This window comes from Petroclostridium sp. X23, from assembly GCF_030013905.1.
Classification (GTDB): Bacteria; Bacillota; Clostridia; order SK-Y3; family SK-Y3; genus X23.
Genome location: NZ_CP124862.1, coordinates 1,046,558 through 1,067,620, shown reverse-complemented (window position 1 = coordinate 1,067,620; position 21,063 = coordinate 1,046,558). Strand labels below are relative to the sequence as shown.

At 36.4% G+C, this 21,063-nt stretch carries 28 protein-coding genes and 1 pseudogene; 21 read left to right on the top strand and 8 right to left on the bottom strand.

The genetic code is table 11. From position 1 onward, the window contains the following. The 5 genes from QKW49_RS05380 to QKW49_RS05360 all read right to left on the bottom strand — a co-directional run bounded on the left by QKW49_RS05380 (position 1) and on the right by QKW49_RS05360 (position 2,640). Positions 1–207, bottom strand: a complete 207-nt coding sequence (locus QKW49_RS05380; protein WP_282866528.1) for a DUF1657 domain-containing protein — start codon at positions 205–207, stop codon at positions 1–3. 423 nt (positions 208–630) lie between these two features. Then, the gene (locus QKW49_RS05375) at positions 631–777 is read right to left on the bottom strand and encodes a hypothetical protein (RefSeq protein WP_282866527.1); all 147 of its coding nucleotides are present in this window, start codon (positions 775–777) and stop codon (positions 631–633) included. A gap of 273 nt (positions 778–1,050) precedes the next feature. Next, a complete protein-coding gene (locus QKW49_RS05370) occupies positions 1,051–1,185 on the bottom strand; it encodes a hypothetical protein (protein WP_282866526.1) in 135 nt (44 codons plus the stop codon). A 229-nt stretch (positions 1,186–1,414) separates the two neighbouring features. Next, complete coding sequence (locus QKW49_RS05365; RefSeq protein ID WP_282866525.1) at positions 1,415–1,939, bottom strand: hypothetical protein; 525 nt, start codon at positions 1,937–1,939, stop codon at positions 1,415–1,417. A gap of 107 nt (positions 1,940–2,046) precedes the next feature. Beyond that, on the bottom strand, positions 2,047–2,640 hold the full coding sequence (locus tag QKW49_RS05360; protein WP_282866524.1) for a cupin domain-containing protein: 594 nt from the start codon (positions 2,638–2,640) through the stop codon (positions 2,047–2,049). A gap of 347 nt (positions 2,641–2,987) precedes the next feature. Between QKW49_RS05360 and QKW49_RS05355 the strand changes: the two genes are divergently transcribed. The 7 genes from QKW49_RS05355 (at position 2,988) to QKW49_RS05325 (ending at position 6,586) form a co-directional block, all read left to right on the top strand. Further along, entirely contained in the window at positions 2,988–3,113 is a 126-nt protein-coding gene (locus QKW49_RS05355; protein ID WP_282866523.1) for an LDCC motif putative metal-binding protein, read from the top strand. Positions 3,114–3,142: 29 nt separating this feature from the next. Next, positions 3,143–3,895: a cytochrome c biogenesis protein CcdA gene (locus tag QKW49_RS05350; protein ID WP_282866522.1), complete on the top strand. Its 753-nt coding sequence runs from the start codon at positions 3,143–3,145 to the stop codon at positions 3,893–3,895. A 13-nt stretch (positions 3,896–3,908) separates the two neighbouring features. Beyond that, positions 3,909–4,751: a prolipoprotein diacylglyceryl transferase gene (lgt, locus tag QKW49_RS05345; protein ID WP_282866521.1), complete on the top strand. Its 843-nt coding sequence runs from the start codon at positions 3,909–3,911 to the stop codon at positions 4,749–4,751. 18 nt (positions 4,752–4,769) lie between these two features. After that, a complete protein-coding gene (locus QKW49_RS05340; RefSeq protein WP_282866520.1) occupies positions 4,770–4,946 on the top strand; it encodes an aspartyl-phosphate phosphatase Spo0E family protein in 177 nt (58 codons plus the stop codon). A 53-nt stretch (positions 4,947–4,999) separates the two neighbouring features. Further along, on the top strand, positions 5,000–5,683 hold the full coding sequence (locus QKW49_RS05335) for an isoprenylcysteine carboxylmethyltransferase family protein (RefSeq protein ID WP_282866519.1): 684 nt from the start codon (positions 5,000–5,002) through the stop codon (positions 5,681–5,683). A gap of 59 nt (positions 5,684–5,742) precedes the next feature. Next, positions 5,743–5,997, top strand: coding sequence for a hypothetical protein (locus tag QKW49_RS05330; RefSeq protein ID WP_282866518.1), 255 nt, complete (start codon positions 5,743–5,745; stop codon positions 5,995–5,997). 241 nt (positions 5,998–6,238) lie between these two features. Then, positions 6,239–6,586: a four-helix bundle copper-binding protein gene (locus QKW49_RS05325; protein ID WP_282866517.1), complete on the top strand. Its 348-nt coding sequence runs from the start codon at positions 6,239–6,241 to the stop codon at positions 6,584–6,586. Positions 6,587–6,731: 145 nt separating this feature from the next. On the opposite strand, the pseudogene QKW49_RS05320 reads toward QKW49_RS05325, so the two are convergent. Continuing rightward, positions 6,732–6,860, bottom strand: a pseudogene (locus QKW49_RS05320) (M23 family metallopeptidase); the annotation flags it as partial. A gap of 177 nt (positions 6,861–7,037) precedes the next feature. Here QKW49_RS05320 and QKW49_RS05315 point away from each other — a divergent pair. From QKW49_RS05315 to QKW49_RS05265, 11 genes are all read left to right on the top strand, one after another. Further along, positions 7,038–7,859 (top strand): methyl-accepting chemotaxis protein, encoded by an 822-nt coding sequence (locus QKW49_RS05315; RefSeq protein ID WP_349239124.1) that lies wholly within the window; start codon positions 7,038–7,040, stop codon positions 7,857–7,859. 79 nt (positions 7,860–7,938) lie between these two features. Beyond that, positions 7,939–8,070: a hypothetical protein gene (locus QKW49_RS05310; RefSeq protein WP_282866516.1), complete on the top strand. Its 132-nt coding sequence runs from the start codon at positions 7,939–7,941 to the stop codon at positions 8,068–8,070. Between the two features lie 169 nt (positions 8,071–8,239). Beyond that, a complete protein-coding gene (locus QKW49_RS05305; RefSeq protein WP_282866515.1) occupies positions 8,240–8,881 on the top strand; it encodes a methyltransferase domain-containing protein in 642 nt (213 codons plus the stop codon). Positions 8,882–9,074: 193 nt separating this feature from the next. Next, a complete protein-coding gene (locus tag QKW49_RS05300) occupies positions 9,075–9,773 on the top strand; it encodes a response regulator transcription factor (RefSeq protein WP_282868067.1) in 699 nt (232 codons plus the stop codon). Beyond that, positions 9,766–9,951 carry a hypothetical protein gene (locus tag QKW49_RS05295; RefSeq protein ID WP_282866514.1) on the top strand — a complete coding sequence of 62 codons (186 nt, stop codon included), beginning with the start codon at positions 9,766–9,768 and terminating at the stop codon, positions 9,949–9,951. The genes QKW49_RS05300 and QKW49_RS05295 overlap by 8 nt, the downstream gene beginning before the upstream one ends. Before the next feature lie 14 nt (positions 9,952–9,965). Then, positions 9,966–11,135, top strand: coding sequence for a HAMP domain-containing sensor histidine kinase (locus tag QKW49_RS05290; RefSeq protein WP_282866513.1), 1,170 nt, complete (start codon positions 9,966–9,968; stop codon positions 11,133–11,135). Between the two features lie 102 nt (positions 11,136–11,237). Beyond that, positions 11,238–11,609 carry a DUF2680 domain-containing protein gene (locus QKW49_RS05285; RefSeq protein ID WP_282866512.1) on the top strand — a complete coding sequence of 124 codons (372 nt, stop codon included), beginning with the start codon at positions 11,238–11,240 and terminating at the stop codon, positions 11,607–11,609. Between the two features lie 235 nt (positions 11,610–11,844). Further along, positions 11,845–12,417 (top strand): LemA family protein, encoded by a 573-nt coding sequence (locus QKW49_RS05280; RefSeq protein ID WP_282866511.1) that lies wholly within the window; start codon positions 11,845–11,847, stop codon positions 12,415–12,417. Between the two features lie 27 nt (positions 12,418–12,444). Further along, positions 12,445–13,215: a TPM domain-containing protein gene (locus QKW49_RS05275; protein WP_282866510.1), complete on the top strand. Its 771-nt coding sequence runs from the start codon at positions 12,445–12,447 to the stop codon at positions 13,213–13,215. 268 nt (positions 13,216–13,483) lie between these two features. Continuing rightward, positions 13,484–14,083: a hypothetical protein gene (locus QKW49_RS05270; RefSeq protein WP_282866509.1), complete on the top strand. Its 600-nt coding sequence runs from the start codon at positions 13,484–13,486 to the stop codon at positions 14,081–14,083. A gap of 17 nt (positions 14,084–14,100) precedes the next feature. Beyond that, complete coding sequence (locus QKW49_RS05265) at positions 14,101–14,328, top strand: SHOCT domain-containing protein (RefSeq protein ID WP_282866508.1); 228 nt, start codon at positions 14,101–14,103, stop codon at positions 14,326–14,328. 103 nt (positions 14,329–14,431) lie between these two features. Here QKW49_RS05265 and QKW49_RS05260 read toward each other — a convergent pair whose 3' ends face one another. After that, complete coding sequence (locus QKW49_RS05260) at positions 14,432–14,656, bottom strand: hypothetical protein (protein ID WP_282866507.1); 225 nt, start codon at positions 14,654–14,656, stop codon at positions 14,432–14,434. Between the two features lie 251 nt (positions 14,657–14,907). Between QKW49_RS05260 and QKW49_RS05255 the strand changes: the two genes are divergently transcribed. Continuing rightward, a complete protein-coding gene (locus tag QKW49_RS05255; protein WP_282866506.1) occupies positions 14,908–15,204 on the top strand; it encodes a PASTA domain-containing protein in 297 nt (98 codons plus the stop codon). Between the two features lie 196 nt (positions 15,205–15,400). Here the strand turns inward: QKW49_RS05255 and QKW49_RS05250 are convergent, their stop codons facing one another. Next, a complete protein-coding gene (locus QKW49_RS05250; protein ID WP_282863096.1) occupies positions 15,401–16,648 on the bottom strand; it encodes an IS110 family transposase in 1,248 nt (415 codons plus the stop codon). A gap of 694 nt (positions 16,649–17,342) precedes the next feature. On the opposite strand from QKW49_RS05250, the gene ltrA reads away from it, so the two are divergent. Next, the gene (gene ltrA / locus QKW49_RS05245) at positions 17,343–18,650 is read left to right on the top strand and encodes a group II intron reverse transcriptase/maturase (RefSeq protein WP_282863095.1); all 1,308 of its coding nucleotides are present in this window, start codon (positions 17,343–17,345) and stop codon (positions 18,648–18,650) included. A 249-nt stretch (positions 18,651–18,899) separates the two neighbouring features. Further along, positions 18,900–20,924 (top strand): hypothetical protein, encoded by a 2,025-nt coding sequence (locus QKW49_RS05240; RefSeq protein ID WP_282866505.1) that lies wholly within the window; start codon positions 18,900–18,902, stop codon positions 20,922–20,924. Positions 20,925–21,063: the final 139 nt, after the last annotated feature.

The following is a 21,063-nucleotide window of genomic DNA, read 5'->3' as shown; positions in this document are numbered from 1 at the left end:
TTAGAAGCCTTTGTATTGTGGCTCTTGGTATTCAAGTGTTTGTACTCTTTTTTCCAAATCTCTTATAATATCGCCTGTTTTATTTATTGCATCTTCATATACAAGTCTTGTCTCATCGCTCTGTGTTTGTGCTGCGTAAATTTTTAAGGTGCTTTGGGCACCTTTTATAGAAGCTAATGTTTGTTTTACTTGGGAACTAACTGTCATAATTATTTGCCTCCCCTTATGAATCAATCCAATATATATTTTTACAATAAATCGAATGTTAATTCATAAAATACAATAATGAAATTTTTGTAAAAAAATAATAGCTGTATCAAAGCAGCTTTAAAGCCATAAAATATGATTAATTAGACAGAGGCTTAAAGGTGATTATTGTGGGTGTCGGTGGAGCGGCCCGCCTACCTGAACTGGTAGATTTTTTTGATTCACTGAATATACCAAGTATTATGGATAGACATAGTATAAACTAGTTCAATTTGACAGTATTAACAATGCATATACAATGTCCAGAGGAGTTGTGGTAATACGACCTCTAATAACGGTTCGGCTGCGGTATTATATGTATAAGCTAAGAGGGAGACAGATTTCTGCTCCCTCTATAAGTATACATTCCGATAATGAATTGTTTTATTTCTGACATCCATATCCGTAGCCAAATCCGCCAAAACCTCCGCAGAAGAAACAGAAGAAGATCAGGATGATGAGAAGCCACCAGATCCAATCAAAGCCGCATCCAAATCCAAATGCACCATAACCTTGTTGTACGTCTGCCATTTTTGTACCTCCTTTCGAAAATTAGTGATTTAACATAACATTTCTCCAGTTTTTTTCATTGGGTAAGTTAAAAGCATTTCATATAAATTTTATCAACTATATAAGTTGAATTAAATACTTGGATATTACAAGTCAACGGAACGCCACGGGGGACGTTCCCTACGAGTTGCAAATCCGGTATGAATGGAATTTGGTGTTATATGTAGGGAACGGCCCCTGTGCCGTTCCGACTCAAATCTTTAATTCAACTTATATAACATCAATTTTTAACACTTATTCAACTGCTGTTTTAGCAGTGGAACAGCCGTATCCATAGAAATTGTTACACCAGAAAAGCAATAGAAATAGGACAATAAACCATAGTACAGTGTCATTATCCAATATTCCACCTAAAAATCCGTTTGACATTTATCATTGCCTCCTTACATAATGGTTGTTGTATATAATATACACACACTTCATCATATTCAGATTGAGTGTTCAGTGTGTATGTACACCGAATTTATTAAATAGGAGGATTTTTTATGGACGAATATAGCAATCAACCTAATGTAATTTTTTATATAATTTGGAAAGTAGTAGCACATATTTTTTCACTTTCAAAACAATAAAAATCCAGATATAAGAATACACGATACTAAAGGAAAAGATTATTACTATAAGCAAAAGCAATATCCAGGCTATTAAAAGCTTCTGCCAGATCAGATATGCCAATAACAAAGGTTAGTATTGAGATACCACTGGTTAAGATTAAGCTTGGAATCCAGATCTTTCTCCATTTTCGATTGTAACTCATTACTACTAGAGATAATGTCAAGCCTATAGGACCAGTTGTAAATATAAAAATAATTGCCTCTTCAATATGAATAGCAGAAACAAGAGCTGCAGTACCTAAAAACATTAGTATAGCATCTTCAAGATAAAGAAGAGTTCCAATGGCTATTGGCAGACTGCTAAGCGGTGACAGCATTAGGCCTGCCACTGGAAGAAAAACAGGAGACTCCTGAAATATTACAGCAAGCGCAGTCATTATGCCAAGACTAGCTGTTCTTTTACTGTACCTTTCTGATATGATTTCTTTTCGTCTTCCTTGAACCTTCAAAGATTTAAAAATGAAAAATAGTAATACAATATAAATCAAAAAGAAAAAGATTGCTATCACAATCCCACCTCCCAAGGACAGTTCGAAAATGTGCATCCTTTAATATATTCTATTAGATTGTTATTGTAATGTGACTTTAAAAGCTAATTTTTGAATGTATTCTGATATTAGTGCCCATGGTTTTCTTCTGCATCTTTTTTAGTTTCGTGAACTGTACCAAATGGGTGCTGAGGTGGTGCATAGATAGAGTATAATTTAAGCGGTTTATTGCCTGTATTGATTAAGTTATGCCATTTACCGGCGGGTATGATGAACGCATAATCATCATATACTTCTCTTTGAAAGTCCAAACAATCTTTTCTATCACTCATTTTAACAAGCCCTTGACCTTCTTCAATACGTATGAATTGATCAAGGTTGGGATGAATTTCCAAACCTATGTATTCACCAACATTGATGCTCATCAAAGTAAGCTGAAGATGGCATCCTGTCCATAAAGCAAGACGGAAGTTATTGTTCTGCTTGGTAGCTTCCTCAATATCAACTACAAACGGGTTAGGTCCATAATCTTTTAGTACAATTGGCTTACTAGTATTGGGTTGTTCGATATAAGGAAGATATTGATTAGGGAACTGGTTCCATAAATCGGGGTTATATATTGGGGTATTAGCGAAGTACGGGCACTGATACATATTATAAGCGTTATACATCGGTGTATTACCGTAGTAAGGACATGGGAACTCCTTATGCCCATTATACATATTGAGCATTCCTTTCATAGTCTTATAATATTATCATATGCTTTATGTAAAACAGATGTGCTCAGATTCACTGGAATGGTATTGGGTTTAATTCTGTAATGTATTAGAGGTCAAAATTAAATTTTCCGGTAAGCAGAAATAATACTAATTGAATTGTAAAAGAGAATAAAGAAAATTCGCTGCAGTGAAATGTTTATGTGAATAAATGAAGAAATCTATTCAAGAAAGTAGTTTAATATAAAAAATCTTCGCAATATCTTCACAAGTTCTTCATATTTGAGTATTACAATAAGATTAGTGGGAATTAATGTTGATTTTTAGTGATAAAAGAAAGGAATGATGTTTATATGTTTAAATGGTTTGAAAAACTGATTGAAAAGATTGCAAAAGCAAACGGTGACAACTTCCAAGGTCAGAAGCTTGATTGCTGCGAATTGAACAAGAATGGCAATAGTGGAGGGGCAAAAAAATAATGAACTTACATTAGAATGAGGTACTGACTATGGAGCTACCAATTGCTTTCATTGCTTTTATTGCCGGGATGGTTTCTTTTCTTTCTCCGTGTATTGTTCCAATGATTACGGTATACTTTAGTCTTATTACCGGTAGGCCAATAAGTGAGCTTACCGATGGCAATAAAAGAATAAGTATGCAGATGCATATTTTTATAAATACGTTGTTATTTATCGCAGCCTTTACACTTGTTTTTACTATTGCAGGCGGAACAGCCGGGCAGGCAGCAAAATTCTTAAATAAAAATATCAGGATATTTAATATATTAGGCGGAATTACGGTGATATTTTTATCTCTCAAGATGTTGGGTTTCTTCGACTGGATATCACTGAGAAGCCGGAAATTAGAGAAAATATTTGATGCCAGTAGATTGAGTACACGTGCAAGATATTTAACTACTTTATTAGTAGGAATATTTTTCGCGATCGCCTGCTCCCATTGTATTGGCCCTCTTTTATACTCCATGCTGATTTTTGCAGGCAATACGGGATCGGCATACAACGGGATGTTTATCATGTTTTCATTCTCGATGGGATTGGCAATACCTTATCTCATTGTAGGACTTACTTTAAACAGATCGATAAAGATTCTGCAGAAAATATCAAAATATCAAAAATCCGTTTCTTTTGTTGTAGGTGCAATATTATTAATGTTTGGAATACTGATGCTATTTAGCAAATTTACGCTAATAGTGCAATTACTATATAAGATAATGCCTATAAAAATACCTATAGGGATGTAGAAAGGGGAACACCATGAAAGTATTATTTTATGTATTTGGATTTCCAGTGCATTTTTTTGGACTCATGATTGCTGTAGGAATGCTGGCTGGAATATACGTGGCGTATATAGAGGCAAAGAGGAAAGGTTTAAATGTTGATAAGCTGTTTGACATCGTATTATATTCAGTTATTGCCGGGATTGTAGGGGCTAGAGTATTTTATATTGTTTTCTATAACTTTGGTTACTATATCAAAAATCCTATAGAAGTTATAAAAATCAATGAGGGTGGCTTATCTATTCATGGAGGACTATTGGCTGCCTTTATCGTCTCCTTTCTTTATATCAAAAAGCATAAGCTTAACTTTTTCAGGTATGCAGACGCAATCGCTCCGGCAGTGATATTAGGTCAGGGTATTGGCAGAGTCGGGTGTGATGTATTCGGTAAAGTGATGACTACTCCATTATCATGGGGAATAGAGTATCAAGGACAGTTGCTGCATCCGGCGCAGATGTATGAGTTTGTTCTAGACTACCTAGTATTTTTTATATTGTGGAGAATGAGGAAAAGTGTAAAATATGATGGTCAAATATTCCTATGGTATGTGATTCTATTCTCTATAAACAGAGGAATTGTAGAATTATTCAGGATTAATCCATCGGTGATCGGATGGTTTTCCATATCGCACTTGTTAAGTTTACTATTTATCATTGGTACGTTAGTAGTCATGCATTTTCTAAAGAAAAATGCATCAGTGTCAACATCAAATGATTCAATAATCACAACAGAAAGTAAGGTAAACATAGCCAAAGATGTTTTCATTTTTCTTGTATTAGTTGCTGTTTCAATGATTATCTTCTATACTGTACAATCTTGATAAAGCGAGGGATTTATTATGAATGTATTCAAAAGCAAACTCCAGGATGAGATGCTGATTTCTTTAAGAAACGAGCTTGAAGAATTAATAGAGCATAAAGAACTTGCAGATTTTCAAGTTATTCAGCTAAGTCAGGCATTAGATAAACGAATAGTGGAAATTATGAAAGAAAAAATGGCTGCTCTGAAAGTATAGTAAGTTAATGATATGCTGCATACGAAATAAAAATATGAATGGAGGCGATATTTTTGCATTTCTTAGATAAATATGCTTATGGATTATGGGGAGCGGTTGCATTTAATATTATCTTTTTTGGACTGTTTACACTTGCTGCTTTTAAGCCGGCTACCAGAAGAGATTGGAGGACACTCGGAGCATTTACGGCTTTTATGGTGGCACTTTTCAGTGAAATGTTTGGCTATCCACTGACCATATATATTTTAACTTCTATTTTAGGGAACAAATATCCGGTACTTGATCCCTTTACACATTTAAACGGACATTTGTGGGTCGCATTAGCAGGAGGTTCAATGTGGGTGTATTCTATATTACATCCATTAAGCAATGTATTAATATTTACAGGACTTATTATTATATCCATAGGATGGAAAGGCATCCATGCAGGAAATGGCCGGTTGGTTACTTCAGGAATATATAAGTTTGTCCGGCACCCGCAATACTCCGGCTTTACACTTACAATCATTGGATTTCTTGTGCAATGGCCGACAATCATTACGATTATAATGGCACCTATACTGTTAATAATGTACAAAAGGCTGTCAAAGAAAGAAGAAAAAATAATGATAGAGGCATTTGGACAGGAGTACCTTGAGTATAAAGAGCAAGTACCGGCATTTATTCCTAATAAGAGAATAACATTACGTGATATTGCCGATTTCTTTAGTGTTTTTAAGAGGGATAACGCAGTCTAAGCAGTTGTTTAGTAAATGTTAGGGTAATTGAAATATAAAATAAAGAGAGGCTGATAGAGATGGACTTTTTGCAGGAAAATGGATTATATCTTCTTTTTGTAGGAGTAATGATGTTTATGATGTTCCGTAATGGCGGCTGCTGTGGAGGACACTCCGGTCAAAGACATGGGGGAGGTGCTCATGGAAGCCATGGAGGAGGCTGTGGAGATTCGCATTCTACAAATCACAGGGGTGCAGACGCTCAGACTGTAGATATGGTAAAGGATCCCGTGTGTGGGATGCATATCAATCCTTCTACTGCAATTCATGAATAGTATAATATATTAATTCAAATAAGAAGTTGTTACCTTTATTGATTTTTCAGCGTCAAGTACTATTTCCTAGCTCTTATATAAGTGCATAAATGCTTGTTACAAAATGTTCTAATAATTATAAATCAAGAAGTATATGAAGCTTATAGGAAAATGTATTATGTTTTGAACATAAAATTAAAGGTTCTGGAGATACTGTGTTTTGTAAGCGATTAAAAAGTATAATAAAGAAAGGATGTTGTAAATGGGAGTAGTAACTAACACAACCGACAAGTACCAGGTATGTATAGATGCATGTAACAAATGTTTTCAAGCGTGTTTTGAATGTCTAAAGGCATGTTTGAATGAGCCTGATGCAGCTGCAAGAAAAGCCTGCATTAGCATACTTCTGGAATGTGCTAAGATTTGTGAACTTTCATCCGCATACATGGCGATGGATGCACAATATGCAAAAGATCTTTGCAAGCTTTGTGCAACCATTTGTGATAAATGCGCAACAGAATGTGACATGTTTAAAGATGATCACTGTCAAAAATGTGCAGATGTTTGCCGTACTTGTGCTAATGAATGCAGAAGGATGTCAGGGGTATAAAAGATACAAAACAGCTAATAGCTGCACAGCTATTAGCTGTTTTGCATATAACAAGTGTTTAGATAATGGCAATGCTTTGATGAATTGCTTTCTAGCAAGCTTATTTGAAGTTAATCATCAGCAACACTGAGAAGTGTTGTACTATTTAGCGGAAATAAAACATAGGGTCAACAGGCTTACCTTTTACCAGTATTTCAAAATGAGCATGAGGGCCGGTAGACCATCCTGTACTTCCAACTTTGGCGATAACCTGTCCTTTTTTCACTTCCTGTCCTGGCTTTTACCAGCAAGCTGTGCATCAAAGAATACTGCACATTTAAAAGAGGCTGAAGAGTATTTTGCTCTCTATAAAAAGAATTCCAAGGAGTTTGCAAGCCTTAATCCGGAATATCAATCTGAATTGGAGCAATTAAATATTCAGATTGATAAGTTGTATGGTTATGGCAAAGAAATGGTGAATATGTACATAAAAATTGGCCATAAAGAAGGAAACAAAATGATGGCTGAATTTGATGAAATGGTTGACAGTATATATATAAAGGTTGATGAAATTCAGCAGAAAACGGAAACTGCTATGGATGAAGATTTAATGACCATACAGATGCATATGTCAATGAACCAGAACACAGGCATTGCTTTGGCAGTTATAATAATAATTATAGCACTCCTTATAGCCATTATGCTTGCTAGCAGTATTACCAAGCCTATAAATAATTTCCTTGAAATATCTAAAGACTTAGAGAAAGGTCAGGGTGATCTGACAAGGCGAATCAATGTTAAATCAAAAGATGAATTAGCAAAAATGGCACAATCCTTTAACAAGTTTATGGATAGCATGGAGAATATAGTCTTATATATAAAAAAGAATTCCTCTATTGTATTACAGGGTTCAGAGCAACTGAATGAGGGAAGTGTGAAAACTGCTGGCGGTATTTCTATGATCAATACCCACATGGGTAGAGTAGCGAAGGATACTCAAAAAATAAGTACTTCAATCAACAACATTGCTGCCAATATATCAGAGATTGCACAGGCTTCACAAGCTTCCGCATCCGATGCACGGGAGGCTAGCCTTGAGGCGTATAATATTAATAAGCTTGCACAAGCAAGTGGGAAATTATCATTAACAGCAGCGATGCAGGAAGTGGCAGCAAGTATATCTATCCAAACGGATATAATTGAAGGATTAAGTACTACTGCTTCAGTCCTAAATGAGTCGGCAGAACAATTAAACGGGCTAGTAAGTGAACTCAGGCTTCAAGAAAACCAATAAAACAAAACAGATAAAAACAGGCCATTGATGAATAGACAGATTAAATGACATGTTACACACAGAGATGGTGAACCAATCCATGTACAATAAATATATGATGGAAATACAGAATCCGGAGATACGGCAGATGATTGCGCAAATGCGGGATGGAAAGATGCAGCAGATAACGCAGCTGCAGCAGGAGATAAAAAAGATGATGCCAAGTCAATAAAATTCATTCTATGTAAATTAAATAACAGAAAGTAAGATGAAAGCCCTTGGTAATCGAGGGCTTTTTATAGTATTTTCACAAGATCTTCACATTTTTTACATAACATCTTCATAATTAAGCGATATGATAAAGATAATAGAAGTAAAGATAATGAGGAGGAGGGATAAAAATGGATGTATTGACAGAGAAAATTCGGAAACGTTACGACCGTGTGTCTGGAATATATGATTTCATGGAGAAGTTAATGGATAGTGGAAAAATGAAACAGTGGCGGGAAGAAATTATCCAAGAGTTATCGGGAAAGATATTAGAAGTAGGGGTAGGAACCGGAAAAAACATTGAGTACTATCCGCACGATAGCAATATAACAGCAATTGATTTTAGCAGTAAGATGTTGGATAAAGCTAGGGAAAAAGCTGGCAAATTGAGTAAAAAAGTTGAATTAATACAAATGGATGCTCAAAATATGGACTTCGAGGATAATACCTTTGACGCTGTTTTCACCTCTTGTGTGTTTTGTTCCGTACCTGATCCGGTTAGAGGATTAAGAGAAATCAGAAGAGTATGCAAAAATAACGGAAAAATTGTCATGTTAGAGCATGTCAGAAGTGATAAAGAGATCTTAGGGTTATTAATGGATATATTTAATCCGCTAGTAGTTGGCACATATGGTGCCAATATTAATAGGAGGACAGTGGATAATATTCTAAAAGCTGGTTTTTCAAAGATTCAAGTTACTGATCTTATGCTTGATATAGTAAAGAAAATTACTGTTATTAATACTAAATTGAACGAAAAAAATAATATCTAACATAAACTTGACACATCGGATTAGTATGATATAATGAAAACGCACCCCCTCCCATGTGGGGTAGGCAGTAGTGAAAATAGAAGAACAATATAAGGAGCGGGCTGACTTTAAGTCAGTTTTTTTGCAATCTAAAAACTATACGGTGGTAAGCAGATATAATGAAATAGTATCACGCATATAGGAGGTAGGAATGATGAGTGAAAAAGTCTTGGTTGTAGATGATGAGGTAAAATTGTTGGCGGTTGTTAAAGACTATTTGGCAGTGGAGGGATATGAAGTATATACTGCTGATAGAGGAAGAAAGGCCATTGAATTATTCAGAGAAATTAAGCCGGATTTTGTGATATTGGACTTAATGCTTCCTGATTTATCAGGCGAGGAGATATGTAAGATACTTCGAACAGAGTCGGATGTTCCTATACTGATGCTTACTGCCAAGAGTGGTGAGGAGGATAAAATTAACGGTTTATATATCGGTGCAGATGATTATCTAACAAAGCCCTTTAGTCCTAGAGAATTGGTAGGAAGAGTCAGAGCGATATTAAGAAGAACAAAAGGGAATGTAGTAGTCGCAGATATTTTATCCTTTAATAACAGTGATTTGGAAATTGACTTGCCAAAGCATGAGGTGAAAAAGAAAGGAGAAACGATATATCTAACACCTAATGAATACAATGTTTTAGTGGCTTTAGCACAAAATCCTCAAAGAACATTTTCACGGAGCCAGTTAATCAGTATTGCACTGGGATATGATTTTGAAGGATATGACCGGACCATTGATACACATGTAAAAAATATCCGGCAGAAGATTGAAGATGATATGAAAGATCCTAAATATATTGTTACGGTATATGGTGTTGGATATAAGTTTGTAGGAAATAGCCATGATTAATATTAACAGTCAATTAAGAAAATATTTTATTTCTATTGCATTTATATCGGTACTTTTTATTACCGTAGTTTCTAATATCAGCATGAATTATTTCTTTACAAACTATGTAAAGGCATCCAGACTCCAAGATGATCAGAAGCTGGTACAGTATATTGAGCGGTTGTATGAGGAATTTTAGATGATCGGTCTCTAATGAATATATTACACTACTCCTATAGTGAAGCAATAGATATAAAGCTTAAGACCAATGACAGTGAAGTAGTATGGGAAAGCGGGAAATCAGACATCATGATGCATGGAATGATGGGTGGAATGTTTGATCAAAGAGCATACTCTAAAACAAATGTAGTATATAAAGATTATCCTCTTGGTTATAAAGAACAGCAGGTAGGCATTGTATCGGTGGGGAGGCCCCAAAGCATTTTAGTGACCACACAGGATAGAGGTTTTGTATATACCATTAATGGAGTTTACATTGCTGCCTTTATCTTTTCGGTTGTACTTGCCGGTATTTTAAGTTTGCATGTATCCAAAAAATTCTTGCAACCTATTTATTCAATTAAAGAAAATGCCAAGTTGATTGAGGATGAAAAGTATTCACAACTGTATGATGTAAATACAGGTACTTTTGAATTACATGATTTATCCATATCCATCAAAGAACTAGCAGAAAAACTGGAATATCAGGATGCGCTGCGGAAAAGGCTTACAACAGATATTTCACATGAACTAAGAACGCCATTGGCGACGTTACAAAGCCATATAGAGGCATTTATGGACGGGGTGTGGGAACCGACACAAGAAAAATTATCAGGTATACATGATGAAATCACACGATTGACCAAGCTTATAAAGGATTTGTCTGATTTGTCCAGAATTGAAAGTGAAGAAATCAAGCTGGATTTGCAGCCGATTAAGATATCTTCAATTTTAAACAATGTTGTAGACAATTTTGAGCCTTTATTAATAAGCAAAGATATTAAAATCAAAAAATATATTCAGTGCGATATCGAAATCATGGGAGATGCGGACCGACTGAATCAGATCTTTATCAATTTGTTATCCAATGCGTATAAGTATACCAACGAGGGAGGACAGATTATAGTTAGGTTAACGGAATTAAAAAACTGGATTAATATTTTGATTGAAGATACAGGAGTAGGTATTTCTAAAGAAGATCTGACTCATATCTTTGAGAGATTCTATAGAGGTGATGCATCACGCAGCAGAGAGACAGGCGGAACAGGAATAGGTTTAACCATTACCAAAGCCTTGATAGAGGCACATAAAGGGTCTGTGAAAGTAGAAAGCGAAGTAGATAAAGGAACTAAAGCAATGATAACTTTTCCTAAATCTCCATAACTTCTTCATAATGTCTACATTAGTTCTTCATAATTGGTAGTTATAATTAAAGTATAAAAGCAACTAACAATTGCAACTTATTTTTTGAGGAGGTCTTCAATTATGAAGAAGAAAATTGCAGTATTTGTAACATCTTTGGTACTTATCACAGCTATAGCTATTCCAACAGCATTAGCTGCAGCGCCGGAAGATTCAAAAACATCAAAGTTTTTCGAGTCCATGTTTGATTTCCACAGAAAATGGGTAGAGAAATCTGTAGAAAAAGGTGAAATCACTGAGGAAGAAGCGGAACAATGGAATGAGCACTTTGATGCAATGGAAAAATACCATGAAGAGAATGGTTTTGAAGATCACTGCGGAGGAGCAGCAGGTCCTGGAAATGGCCCCGGCAACCAAAGCTTTAGATCTCAGTTCAATAATGGAATGATGGGTGGTTCCGGCGGAATGATGAATTCTTACAATAACGAATTATAAAATGTGACTTGATTCAGGCGGTATTTTATCCCGCCTGAATTTTTTGATAAATAAAAGTATTTTTTATATTTTCTTCACAAGTTCTTCAAGATTACACAGTATAATTCCTATTAAACATATGCGATTAGTAAAATATCTTTTCGGTATCCGCTAATTGTGATTAGTTTTAAGCATTATAAAGATATACTGGTGACTTTATCAAACAACTAAATTACTAAGTGGGGTGTGTTAGCAAATGAATTTGTTTAAACCAATTTGGATTGTATTAGGAGTTATTGTCCTGATTCTAATAATAAGCGGTTCGACCGTGATAGGTTCATACAACGCTCTAATTACAGAGAATGAGGCAATTGACGGAAAATGGAGTCAGGTAGAGAATAATTTACAGCGACGAGCCGACTTAATTCCTAATCTTGTAGAAACTGTCAAAGGTTTTGCGGCTCAGGAAAAAGAAATATTTGAATCCATCGCAGAAGCAAGGTCCAAACTTATTGGGGCGAAAGGAGTAAATGAAACTGCTAATGCGAATAATGAATTGTCTAATGCTTTAAGCAGGTTGCTGGCGATTAGTGAAGCTTATCCTACTTTAAAATCCGATGCAAACTTCAGACAGCTTCAAGATGAGCTGGCTGGCACTGAGAATAAAATCGCACGGGCAAGACAGGAGTATAATGATGCAGTACAGGTTTACAATACGAGAGTGAAGAGATTCCCGACAAATATCATTGCGGGTATATTCAGATTTGAGTCAAGAGAATACTTTGAAGCTGAAGAGGGTAGTAAGGCTGTACCTAAGGTGCAATTCTAATCTGTACCAAAGGAAGGATGAGATACCGTGAAAAAGCTTAGTGCTTCATTATTGGTTGCCATACTGCTAATCTTCAGTATTTTTACTATAGCAAATGCGCAGCCGGTAATCCCGTCACCAACGGGTTATTTTTTTAATGACTTTGCAGGAGTGACAAGCGGTGAAGTTCAGCGTGAAATTGAAAATACTGCAAGGGAGCTGGAGGAAAAGACAGGTGCTCAAATAGTAGTAGTAATTCCACAATCACTGGAAGATATGGCAATTGATGATTATGCGTATGAATTATTTAATGCGTGGAAGATTGGACAAAAGGAAAAAGATAATGGTGTATTATTGATAGTTGCACCTAATGAAAGAAAATCAAGAATAGAGGTAGGAAGAGGGCTGGAAGGGCGGTTGCCTGATGGAAAAACAGGTCGGATTCAAGATGAACATCTTTTACCCTTTGTAAAAGAAAGTAATTATGATACAGGAATTAAAAATACTTTTATTACTCTAGCGAATGAAGTTGCCGCTGAATACGATGTAACCTTAACCGGTGTACAAATGAGTCAGCCGCAAGGCTACCGTAGTACACCAAAAGGAAGCAAAGCTATTATCATTTTTTTGGCTGCGTTTGTCATATTGGACTTAATATTTAACCGAGGCAGCATAACAGGCTTTATTATCGAGATGCTTCTTTGGAATGCGCTTATAGGAGGCAGACGAGGAGGTTCAGGAGATGGTGGCTTTGGCGGGGGAGGTTTCTATGGTGGAGGTGGCTCTTCCGGAGGCGGTGGAAGCGACAGAGATTGGTAAGTTTTTTAATAGATACTCCCTATAATGGTATATAGAAAAGAATTTAATAGCAATTTTAGAGTGAAAAAGTTTTCTGTAATATTTTAATGTTAAGGGTAAACTAACATCTGATAAGGTAGGTGAGAATGTGCGTAGGGATAAAGTACTTTGGTCAATAGTTTTAATTGCTTCATTGTTGCTTCTGATCGGATACTGCGCATGGGGATACACTTTTTCAAGAAATATAAATTTTGGTCGGTATGGGCCGGATTATTATAGGAGAGGAATGATGAATAGATGGTTTGATCCATATAATAATCGTCAGAATTATGGAAATAAAGAAAAAATGTCAGTTGATCAGATTAGAAATTCCGTTGAAAACTATATTCGAGGTTATGGGGATAGCATAGAGATATCAGATATATTTATATTTAAAGATACCGATTATTATGTTTCAATAGAAGAGAAAGATACAGGCAAAGGTGCAATTGAGTTATTAGTAAATCCTTATACGGGGGATATCTATCCGGAATATGGTCCAAATATGATGTGGAACGAAAAATATGGAATGCATGGCGGAAGAGGATACGGCATGATGAGAGATCCAAGGTGGAATAACAGCAATGGGTATTATCGAGGCAACAATATTTCAAAGCAAATAGAAAGAGATGAAGCAGTAAAAATTGCTGATGATTATATAAAAAGGGATATAGGAAAAGATTTTGCGATATCAAATGAGGGACATGAATTCTATGGCTACTACACATTTCATGTTAATAAAAGCGATAAACCGGTTGGAATGTTAAGCGTAAATTATTATACTGGAGATGTTTGGTACCATGATTGGCACGGTCAGTTAGAAGAAATCATTTCACATGATGAAGAATAAGGAAAGGAGAGATTATTATGATGGGATGGGGCTATGGTATGATGGGAGGTTGGTTTGGAATGCTTATACCACTAATTTTAATTGGAGTTATTGTATATGCAGTTATTAAACTATCTGGTAACAGTAATGTAAGAAACGAAAGAGAATATGATAATTCATTAGCAATTCTTAATGAAAGATTTGCAAGAGGCGAAATTAATGAAGAAGAGTACAACCGAAAAAAAGCCATACTATTAAGGCGCTAATATTTTGAGCTTTAGACTATGGATAATATCAATTATTTAGATATGATAAAAGGTGCTGGTTACAGGATAACTTAGCACTTTTTATTTTTAACTTTAGCCAAAGTTATAATCCACTCCATTTTGCAATGAAATCCTCAAGTGTATTAAAAAAGGTGATATAGGGTGATAACCGTTTTAATTCATTTTCTACCTTATCAGCAAGTATGACGGAATTAGGCCTGTTTCCCGGTTTTGTCGCATGATAGACAAATTGGGACAGGGTGATTGAATAATCAACCGGGTCATTAGCTGCATCAATTCTTGTGGTATAAATAATTTGGTTTATCAAAGTAAACACCTCTCTTTATATATTGAATTTATAATTATATTCATATTTATTATCTTCCGAATTGCTAAACGTATACTATTTTCTGGTTTTGGCGGTATTTTCAACAAGGAAGAACGTTAATTCATGTAACCTTCAGCGACTCATCGTTTCTTATTTCGATTATTATGTAATTTGAGCATGTTGTAAGAAATATTATCAATAATATTATGAACTATATGAACGTGGAGCCAACACATACAGAACAGGAGCTAATGGCAGTCAATGTGGATGTTCGTAATGTTACCAATATAGATATCCGGCAGGCGCAAGAAATGCTAAGAAGCTCCAATTTATTATATAGAGTTGAAGGAAATGGTGCAAGAGTTATTGATCAAATCCCCGAATCTGGTTTGAAATCCGTACAACAGTCCGAAGTAGTATTGTTGACGGAAGGTTTTAAATCTACTTCTTTGTTTATCATCTTCATAAGTTCTTCAAAATTATCAACTATAATTGGTATTAAAACTGATATAATAGATCGGAATACGTTGGAATGGATAGTTAACTAATGGTGAAGGATTGGTCGAAAAATATGAAAAGAATCCAATGTGATGTTCGAAAGTTTAAAGCAAAAAGAGAATAATTATATTATAGAGGAAGGGGAAAAAGGTTGAAAAAGAATAAAAGAGCACTTAACCAGATTAGAGGGCATACCAAATAGACCACCTTTCGCTAGTCAAAAAATTTAATATTGAAAAATTAAGGTTATTCAGTAGCTGACTTAATTCTATAACCTTGGAATTTTGCTATTAATATAGCCTGCTCCACTGTAATCTCGCGATTGGCAGGAATAATGTCAGATTTCCTATAAAGTTCAGCATTATATGGTTCATTATTCTTCAACATGTTGTATAATGCTGTTAGAAGCATTCTTGCTATTGCAATGATTGCCTTCTTGTGACCGCGGCGTTTCCTGAGGCGGAGGTAGCGGTTACGTATTTCAGGATGCTTTTCACTTTTGACCACTGAGTTGGCGCATTGAACCAAAAGTGGCTTGATGTAGCATCCGGCTTTGGAAACCCGGACAGACTTTTTCTTCCCTGCACTTTCATTATTGGTAGGCGTAAGACCTGCCCAAGAACATAAGTGTTTCGCCGAAGGAAAAGACTCCATATTAACACCAATCTCTGAGATAACTGTAATTGCAGAGAAAATGTTCTTAAAGGATGGAGCGGTTAGAATTAGGTCGAGTTTTTGCTGATAGGGACTGGCGAGCGCAAGAATCAGTTCTTCTAGCTCTGTTTTCCGGGATTCCAAATCTTCAAAATGCTTTTTGATAATCTTTAATTTACCAGCCTGTTCCGGTGTAATATAGCCGTCAATGGCGAGCTCTAATTCAGGGATTTTACCTTTCATAGAGCTATGAATTAAAGGTTCTATATCAAAGGAAGTATCCTGAGGATTTTCAAGAATCTTATCCAGAATTCTTTTAGAACTTTTACCAAAAGTGTCCGATACAACGTTTCCCAATTGAATATTGGAAACCGTGAGACAGTTTTGGAGTCTATTCTTTTCGCTGGACATAAAGCAGGTTAGTTTGTAACGATAGCGCATTAGGTCACGAAGCTGGCGGATATCCGCAGGAGGCATAAAGCTACCGGCAACAAGATCATGCTTAAACAGGTCAGCAATCCATTTAGCATCTTTCTTGTCAGTCTTTTTACCACGAATAGCCTTAACATACTTAGGATGTGCAAGTACAATAGAACAGTTTTCTTCCAAGACGTTGTACACTGGAATCCAGTACTTTCCTGTAGATTCCATACAGACATCCTTACAGTTAAATTCAAGCAGCCATTGTAACAGCTCTTTCAAACCTTTAGTGTAAGTGGAAAAGCGGTGGCGCTTGTAGGTGGTAACACCTTGATTGTTGGTGGAAGCGATACAGGCAACAACAAAAGTTTTGTGAACATCAATCCCACAGCAGACTTTGTACACAATTTTTAAAGCCATAGGGACTCCTTTCTGAACTGGAAAGCTCGCAAGAATTATAGGGGGATACGGCATTGACTGAACGCCTAGCATATAAACGAGATTGTTTAAACAAAGATAAGGTTACGTACTCAAAGGTACACTTATTTGTGCTTGGTGCGAGCTGCGAATGCAGCGGGGGGGATACTCCGCAAGCGTTCCACTTGCTTTTGAATATAACAAGGAAGCAATTGTAAGCTTCTGAATCACAGTGGAAATATCCACCAGGTAAAGTCTAACCAGCAGCCTGTACCTAGTCCTTGGATGCAAAACGGTAACGTCAGTATTAAGCGTAGGACAGGAAACAGACCGAGCCGAAAGCGAAAGTTGAAGCGATTTAGCCACGAAATAAATAAAATGACGAAGAGGCCGATGTCGTCAAGCAGACAGCAGGCAGCATCAACATATACGAAATGGTGAGTGTATGTTGGCTCTTCCGGGGTTTAAAAGCTCGGCGAGGATGTAGAGGGATTCAGGAGAACAGATGAGACCCTGCTGAGTCTGCCATTGGCAGTATGGAGAAGCAAATCCTACAAAGATGAGCCAACCAGACGCTCAACAGGGAGTCCGACTACCTCATAGTACTGTAGAAGTCCGTGAAAGCGGATAGAGGGAAGGGGGTAGCAACAACTGAACTGTGCAATGAAATTTTATTCCAGACAGGAGCTGAACAAGAATGACAATAGAACTGCACAGGATAAGCGAAATTGCAAAAAGGAACGTAAAAGTACAAAATCTAGCACATTTTATTGACGAAGCTAGTCTAAAACAAATTCATCGAAGAATGGATGGCAAGAAGGCTAAAGGCATCGACAAAGTGAGCAAGGATGAGTATGCTAAGAACCTGGAGGAAAATATTGAACAGCTAGTTTTGCGTATGAAAAGACAAGCGTACCAACCGCAACCCACACGAAGGGTCTATATAGATAAGCCGGGAAGCAAGAAAAAGAGACCATTGGGAATTTCTTGCTACGAGGATAAGTTAGTGGAAAATCGGGTTGCCGAAATTTTATCTGTAATATATGAGCCAAAGTTCTATGAATTTTCCTATGGATTCCGACCTGAAAAGAATTGCCATCAGGCAGTACGGAAGCTGATAGAATGTATCCGCAAGAATGTAGGTTATGTAGTAGAGGCAGATATTCGGTCATTCTTTGACACCATAGACCATGAGTGGATGATTCAATTTCTGGAACATGACATAGCTGACAGAAAATTTATCGATCTTATCAAGAAGATGCTGAAAGCAGATGTGCTAGATGGAGGGGAATTACTGGAACATGAAGTCGGCAGCCCGCAGGGCTCAGCTGCATCTCCAATCTTTGCAAACATCTATTTACACTATGTACTTGACTTGTGGTTTACCATAAAGATAAGCAAAGAGTGCCGAGGGGATGCATATATTATCCGATATTGTGATGATTTTGTATGTTGCTTTCAATACAAAGAGGATGCAGAAAAGTTCTACAAGGAGCTACCGAAACGGTTTACGAAGTTCGGACTTGAATTAGCGGAAGAAAAGACACGGATATTGGAATTTGGTAGGTTTGCGGAAAAAGACCGGGCAGCAAGGAGCGAGGGAAAACCAGAAACGTTTGATTTCCTTGGTTTTACTTTCTATTGTAGCATGGACACTAAGAAAAGATTCTTTCGTGTCAAGGTGATATCGTGCCGCAAGAAAACTACAGCAAAACTGAAAAAGCTGAATCTGTGGTTAAAGGAGCACCGAGATTGGTCTGTCAAAGATATAATTACCAGATTTAACCAATCGCTGCTGGGGCACTATCATTACTACGGAGTTACAGATAACTTTGAAAGTATTGCGAAATTCCGATTCATGATAGTTAATCTACTGTTTAAGTGGCTGAACCGAAGAAGCGAGAGGAAAAGCTATACTTGGGATGCATTTCGGGATGGATTGTTAAAAACCTTCCCAATAGCTAATCCAAAGATATATGTAAGCCTAATTGCAAATAACGCGTAAAGTTGTTGGGGAGCCGTATGCGTTAGTTGCGCACGTACGGTTCAAAGAGGAGCAAAGTCGGTAACGGCTCTGCTTACTCACGAAAAGGCGATCTACACATATAAACATACGGTCATCTGATAAGTCAGATAGCCCACTCACCTCCCCGTGATTTGTAGTTTACCGAAATCCCTATGGACTTAATTATAAAACAAATAACGCTCAAAAGCACTTTTCATTACGTTTTGTGCCTTGAGCGAAGCGAAAGGAATGGATATAAACATGAAAATAGAGAACGTCAAAGACAAAGTTTTTGTTTTGTTAAGTGTTTTCCTTGTTTCAGTTTCATTGTTTACTTATCAGGTCGTACTGACTAGAATTTATTCTGCAATTCTTTGGTATCATTATGTATTTTTAATTACCTCTTTTGCAGTGTTCGGATTGGGAATAGGTGGGATCATTGCCTATAAGCAGCAGGAAAAAAAACAAAAAAGTATTTTGAAAAAAATAAGAGATGCAAAAGGAAGTGAAGCAGTACCTCTAGAAAATATCAATAAAGCAGTGACCATTCTTTCAGTCTCTTATTTATTTGTACTAGGGTTGATTTATATATTACCGTATGTTAGCGGCCTGCTTGTATATGCTGTATTAGGTACTATTCCCTTTGTGATTGGAGGGTACTTTTTTTCCACGCTTTTCAGGGAGTTATCAGGAATAAGCAATAAACTGTATTTTGCAGATTTATTGGGTTCGGGGGTAGGAAGTGTCGCTGTACTGATGTCATTAAATTATCTGGGAATGTATAGGTCGGTTATACTGGTCTGTATTATTGCATCGTTAGCAGCACTAGTATATTCAAGCGCTTTAAAGATTAAAAATGCTGTTAATTATGTTTTACCTGTACTATTGCTTGCTGCTATTTTATTACCTGGGCAATATGTAGATAATATTGAGCAGAACTTTAACGGAATTAAAACAAATGTTTCAAAGACATTGGGTAATATAAGCAAATCAGGTAAAAATGGTGAAATTGTTTATACGCAGTGGAATGCTTTTTCAAGAACCGATGTGATTAAGATCAAAGAGGATCCTGAACAAATGGTGGTTACCATCGACGGAGCAGCCAATGCGCCGATGTATAGATTTGACGGAAATATGGAAAGTCTTGAGAAGTATAAAAAAAATACGGAATTTATCCCTTTTTCTTTTGGAAAGAATGACAGTACGTTAATTATCGGTCCCGGTGGGGGAAGAGATATTCTCTTTGCATTGGCTGGTGGAAGCAAGGATATTACTGCAGTTGAAATTAATACTTCAAGTATTGATGCAGTACGGCAGTTTAAAGAGTTCAACGGAAACATATACGATAGACCGGAAGTGAGAGTGTATGGGGAAGATGGCCGGAATTATATAAGAAAGACACAAGATAAGTATGATGTTATCTTTTTATCTCTTGTTATGACCAGTACGTCTCAAGGTGCAGGATATGCATTATCAGAAAATTATATATATACCACTGAAGCTATACAGGACTATTTAGCACATTTAAGAGATGATGGAAAACTTGCATTTTTCACCCATGATCAGGAGGACTTGGGCAAAATTGTAGCAACTGCCATCCTTGCGTTAAAAAATAGAGGGATACCGGTAAAAGATGCACCAAAGTATATTGCGATATTCAGAAAAAATATACCTCAAGCCCAGCATGGCGGGGAGCATATTCATAATCCTATGGTAATCATTAAAAATCAGCCATTTACTGAACAGCAAAGTAAAGAATTGGCGCAGAGTGCCTATAAAAATGGTAACCTTCCTTTATATACTCCGCATGTATATGAAGAGGGGCCGCTGCAGCACATTAAGGAAGAGCATATTTCGATGGCTGAGTATTTGACAGGCTTTACTTATAACGTAACCCCTGCAACAGATGATAATCCGTATTTCTATAACTTTACCAAAGGAATATCACCTGTCTTGGTTTTCATATTGTTCTTTACACTTATAGGTGGTTTTATTCTATTTGTACCGTTTATTATACAACATGGTGCTGCAAAGCCTACACTATATTTCAGTGGACTGGGTGCAGGATTCATGTTAATAGAAATTCCGCTTATACAAAAGTTTATCTTGTATCTCGGACACCCTGTTCTCGCTTTTTCGTATATCCTAGCAGCGCTATTAATCGGATGTGGCTTAGGAAGTTTTATGAGCAGCAGCAAGGTATTTAGTAAAACGGTAAAAAGAATATATTTACCGCCAATATTTATTGTTATCGTAAATGAGGATATTTCATAATTCAAAAATCAAGAATGTGGATAATTCCTACTGATATTTTTGAAATTGTGCAAAAAAAGGTTAGACTATCCTTACAATAGATAGTTATCCACAACTATATAGTTTTGAAATTAAGAAATATCATCTCCTGTTCCTTGAT

Coding starts and splice junctions, on each gene's coding strand:
- QKW49_RS05380 (WP_282866528.1), bottom strand. CDS start 207: ATGACAGTTAGTTCCCAAGTAAAACAAACATTAGCTTCTATAAAAGGT.
- QKW49_RS05375 (WP_282866527.1), bottom strand. CDS start 777: ATGGCAGACGTACAACAAGGTTATGGTGCATTTGGATTTGGATGCGGC.
- QKW49_RS05370 (WP_282866526.1), bottom strand. CDS start 1,185: ATGTCAAACGGATTTTTAGGTGGAATATTGGATAATGACACTGTACTA.
- QKW49_RS05360 (WP_282866524.1), bottom strand. CDS start 2,640: ATGTATAATGGGCATAAGGAGTTCCCATGTCCTTACTACGGTAATACA.
- QKW49_RS05355 (WP_282866523.1), top strand. CDS start 2,988: ATGTTTAAATGGTTTGAAAAACTGATTGAAAAGATTGCAAAAGCAAAC.
- QKW49_RS05350 (WP_282866522.1), top strand. CDS start 3,143: ATGGAGCTACCAATTGCTTTCATTGCTTTTATTGCCGGGATGGTTTCT.
- lgt (WP_282866521.1), top strand. CDS start 3,909: ATGAAAGTATTATTTTATGTATTTGGATTTCCAGTGCATTTTTTTGGA.
- QKW49_RS05340 (WP_282866520.1), top strand. CDS start 4,770: ATGAATGTATTCAAAAGCAAACTCCAGGATGAGATGCTGATTTCTTTA.
- QKW49_RS05330 (WP_282866518.1), top strand. CDS start 5,743: ATGGACTTTTTGCAGGAAAATGGATTATATCTTCTTTTTGTAGGAGTA.
- QKW49_RS05325 (WP_282866517.1), top strand. CDS start 6,239: ATGGGAGTAGTAACTAACACAACCGACAAGTACCAGGTATGTATAGAT.
- QKW49_RS05315 (WP_349239124.1), top strand. CDS start 7,038: ATGGTGAATATGTACATAAAAATTGGCCATAAAGAAGGAAACAAAATG.
- QKW49_RS05310 (WP_282866516.1), top strand. CDS start 7,939: ATGTACAATAAATATATGATGGAAATACAGAATCCGGAGATACGGCAG.
- QKW49_RS05305 (WP_282866515.1), top strand. CDS start 8,240: ATGGATGTATTGACAGAGAAAATTCGGAAACGTTACGACCGTGTGTCT.
- QKW49_RS05300 (WP_282868067.1), top strand. CDS start 9,075: ATGAGTGAAAAAGTCTTGGTTGTAGATGATGAGGTAAAATTGTTGGCG.
- QKW49_RS05295 (WP_282866514.1), top strand. CDS start 9,766: ATGATTAATATTAACAGTCAATTAAGAAAATATTTTATTTCTATTGCA.
- QKW49_RS05290 (WP_282866513.1), top strand. CDS start 9,966: ATGAATATATTACACTACTCCTATAGTGAAGCAATAGATATAAAGCTT.
- QKW49_RS05285 (WP_282866512.1), top strand. CDS start 11,238: ATGAAGAAGAAAATTGCAGTATTTGTAACATCTTTGGTACTTATCACA.
- QKW49_RS05280 (WP_282866511.1), top strand. CDS start 11,845: ATGAATTTGTTTAAACCAATTTGGATTGTATTAGGAGTTATTGTCCTG.
- QKW49_RS05270 (WP_282866509.1), top strand. CDS start 13,484: ATGAATAGATGGTTTGATCCATATAATAATCGTCAGAATTATGGAAAT.
- QKW49_RS05265 (WP_282866508.1), top strand. CDS start 14,101: ATGATGGGATGGGGCTATGGTATGATGGGAGGTTGGTTTGGAATGCTT.
- QKW49_RS05255 (WP_282866506.1), top strand. CDS start 14,908: ATGGCAGTCAATGTGGATGTTCGTAATGTTACCAATATAGATATCCGG.
- QKW49_RS05250 (WP_282863096.1), bottom strand. CDS start 16,648: ATGGCTTTAAAAATTGTGTACAAAGTCTGCTGTGGGATTGATGTTCAC.
- ltrA (WP_282863095.1), top strand. CDS start 17,343: ATGACAATAGAACTGCACAGGATAAGCGAAATTGCAAAAAGGAACGTA.
- QKW49_RS05240 (WP_282866505.1), top strand. CDS start 18,900: ATGGATATAAACATGAAAATAGAGAACGTCAAAGACAAAGTTTTTGTT.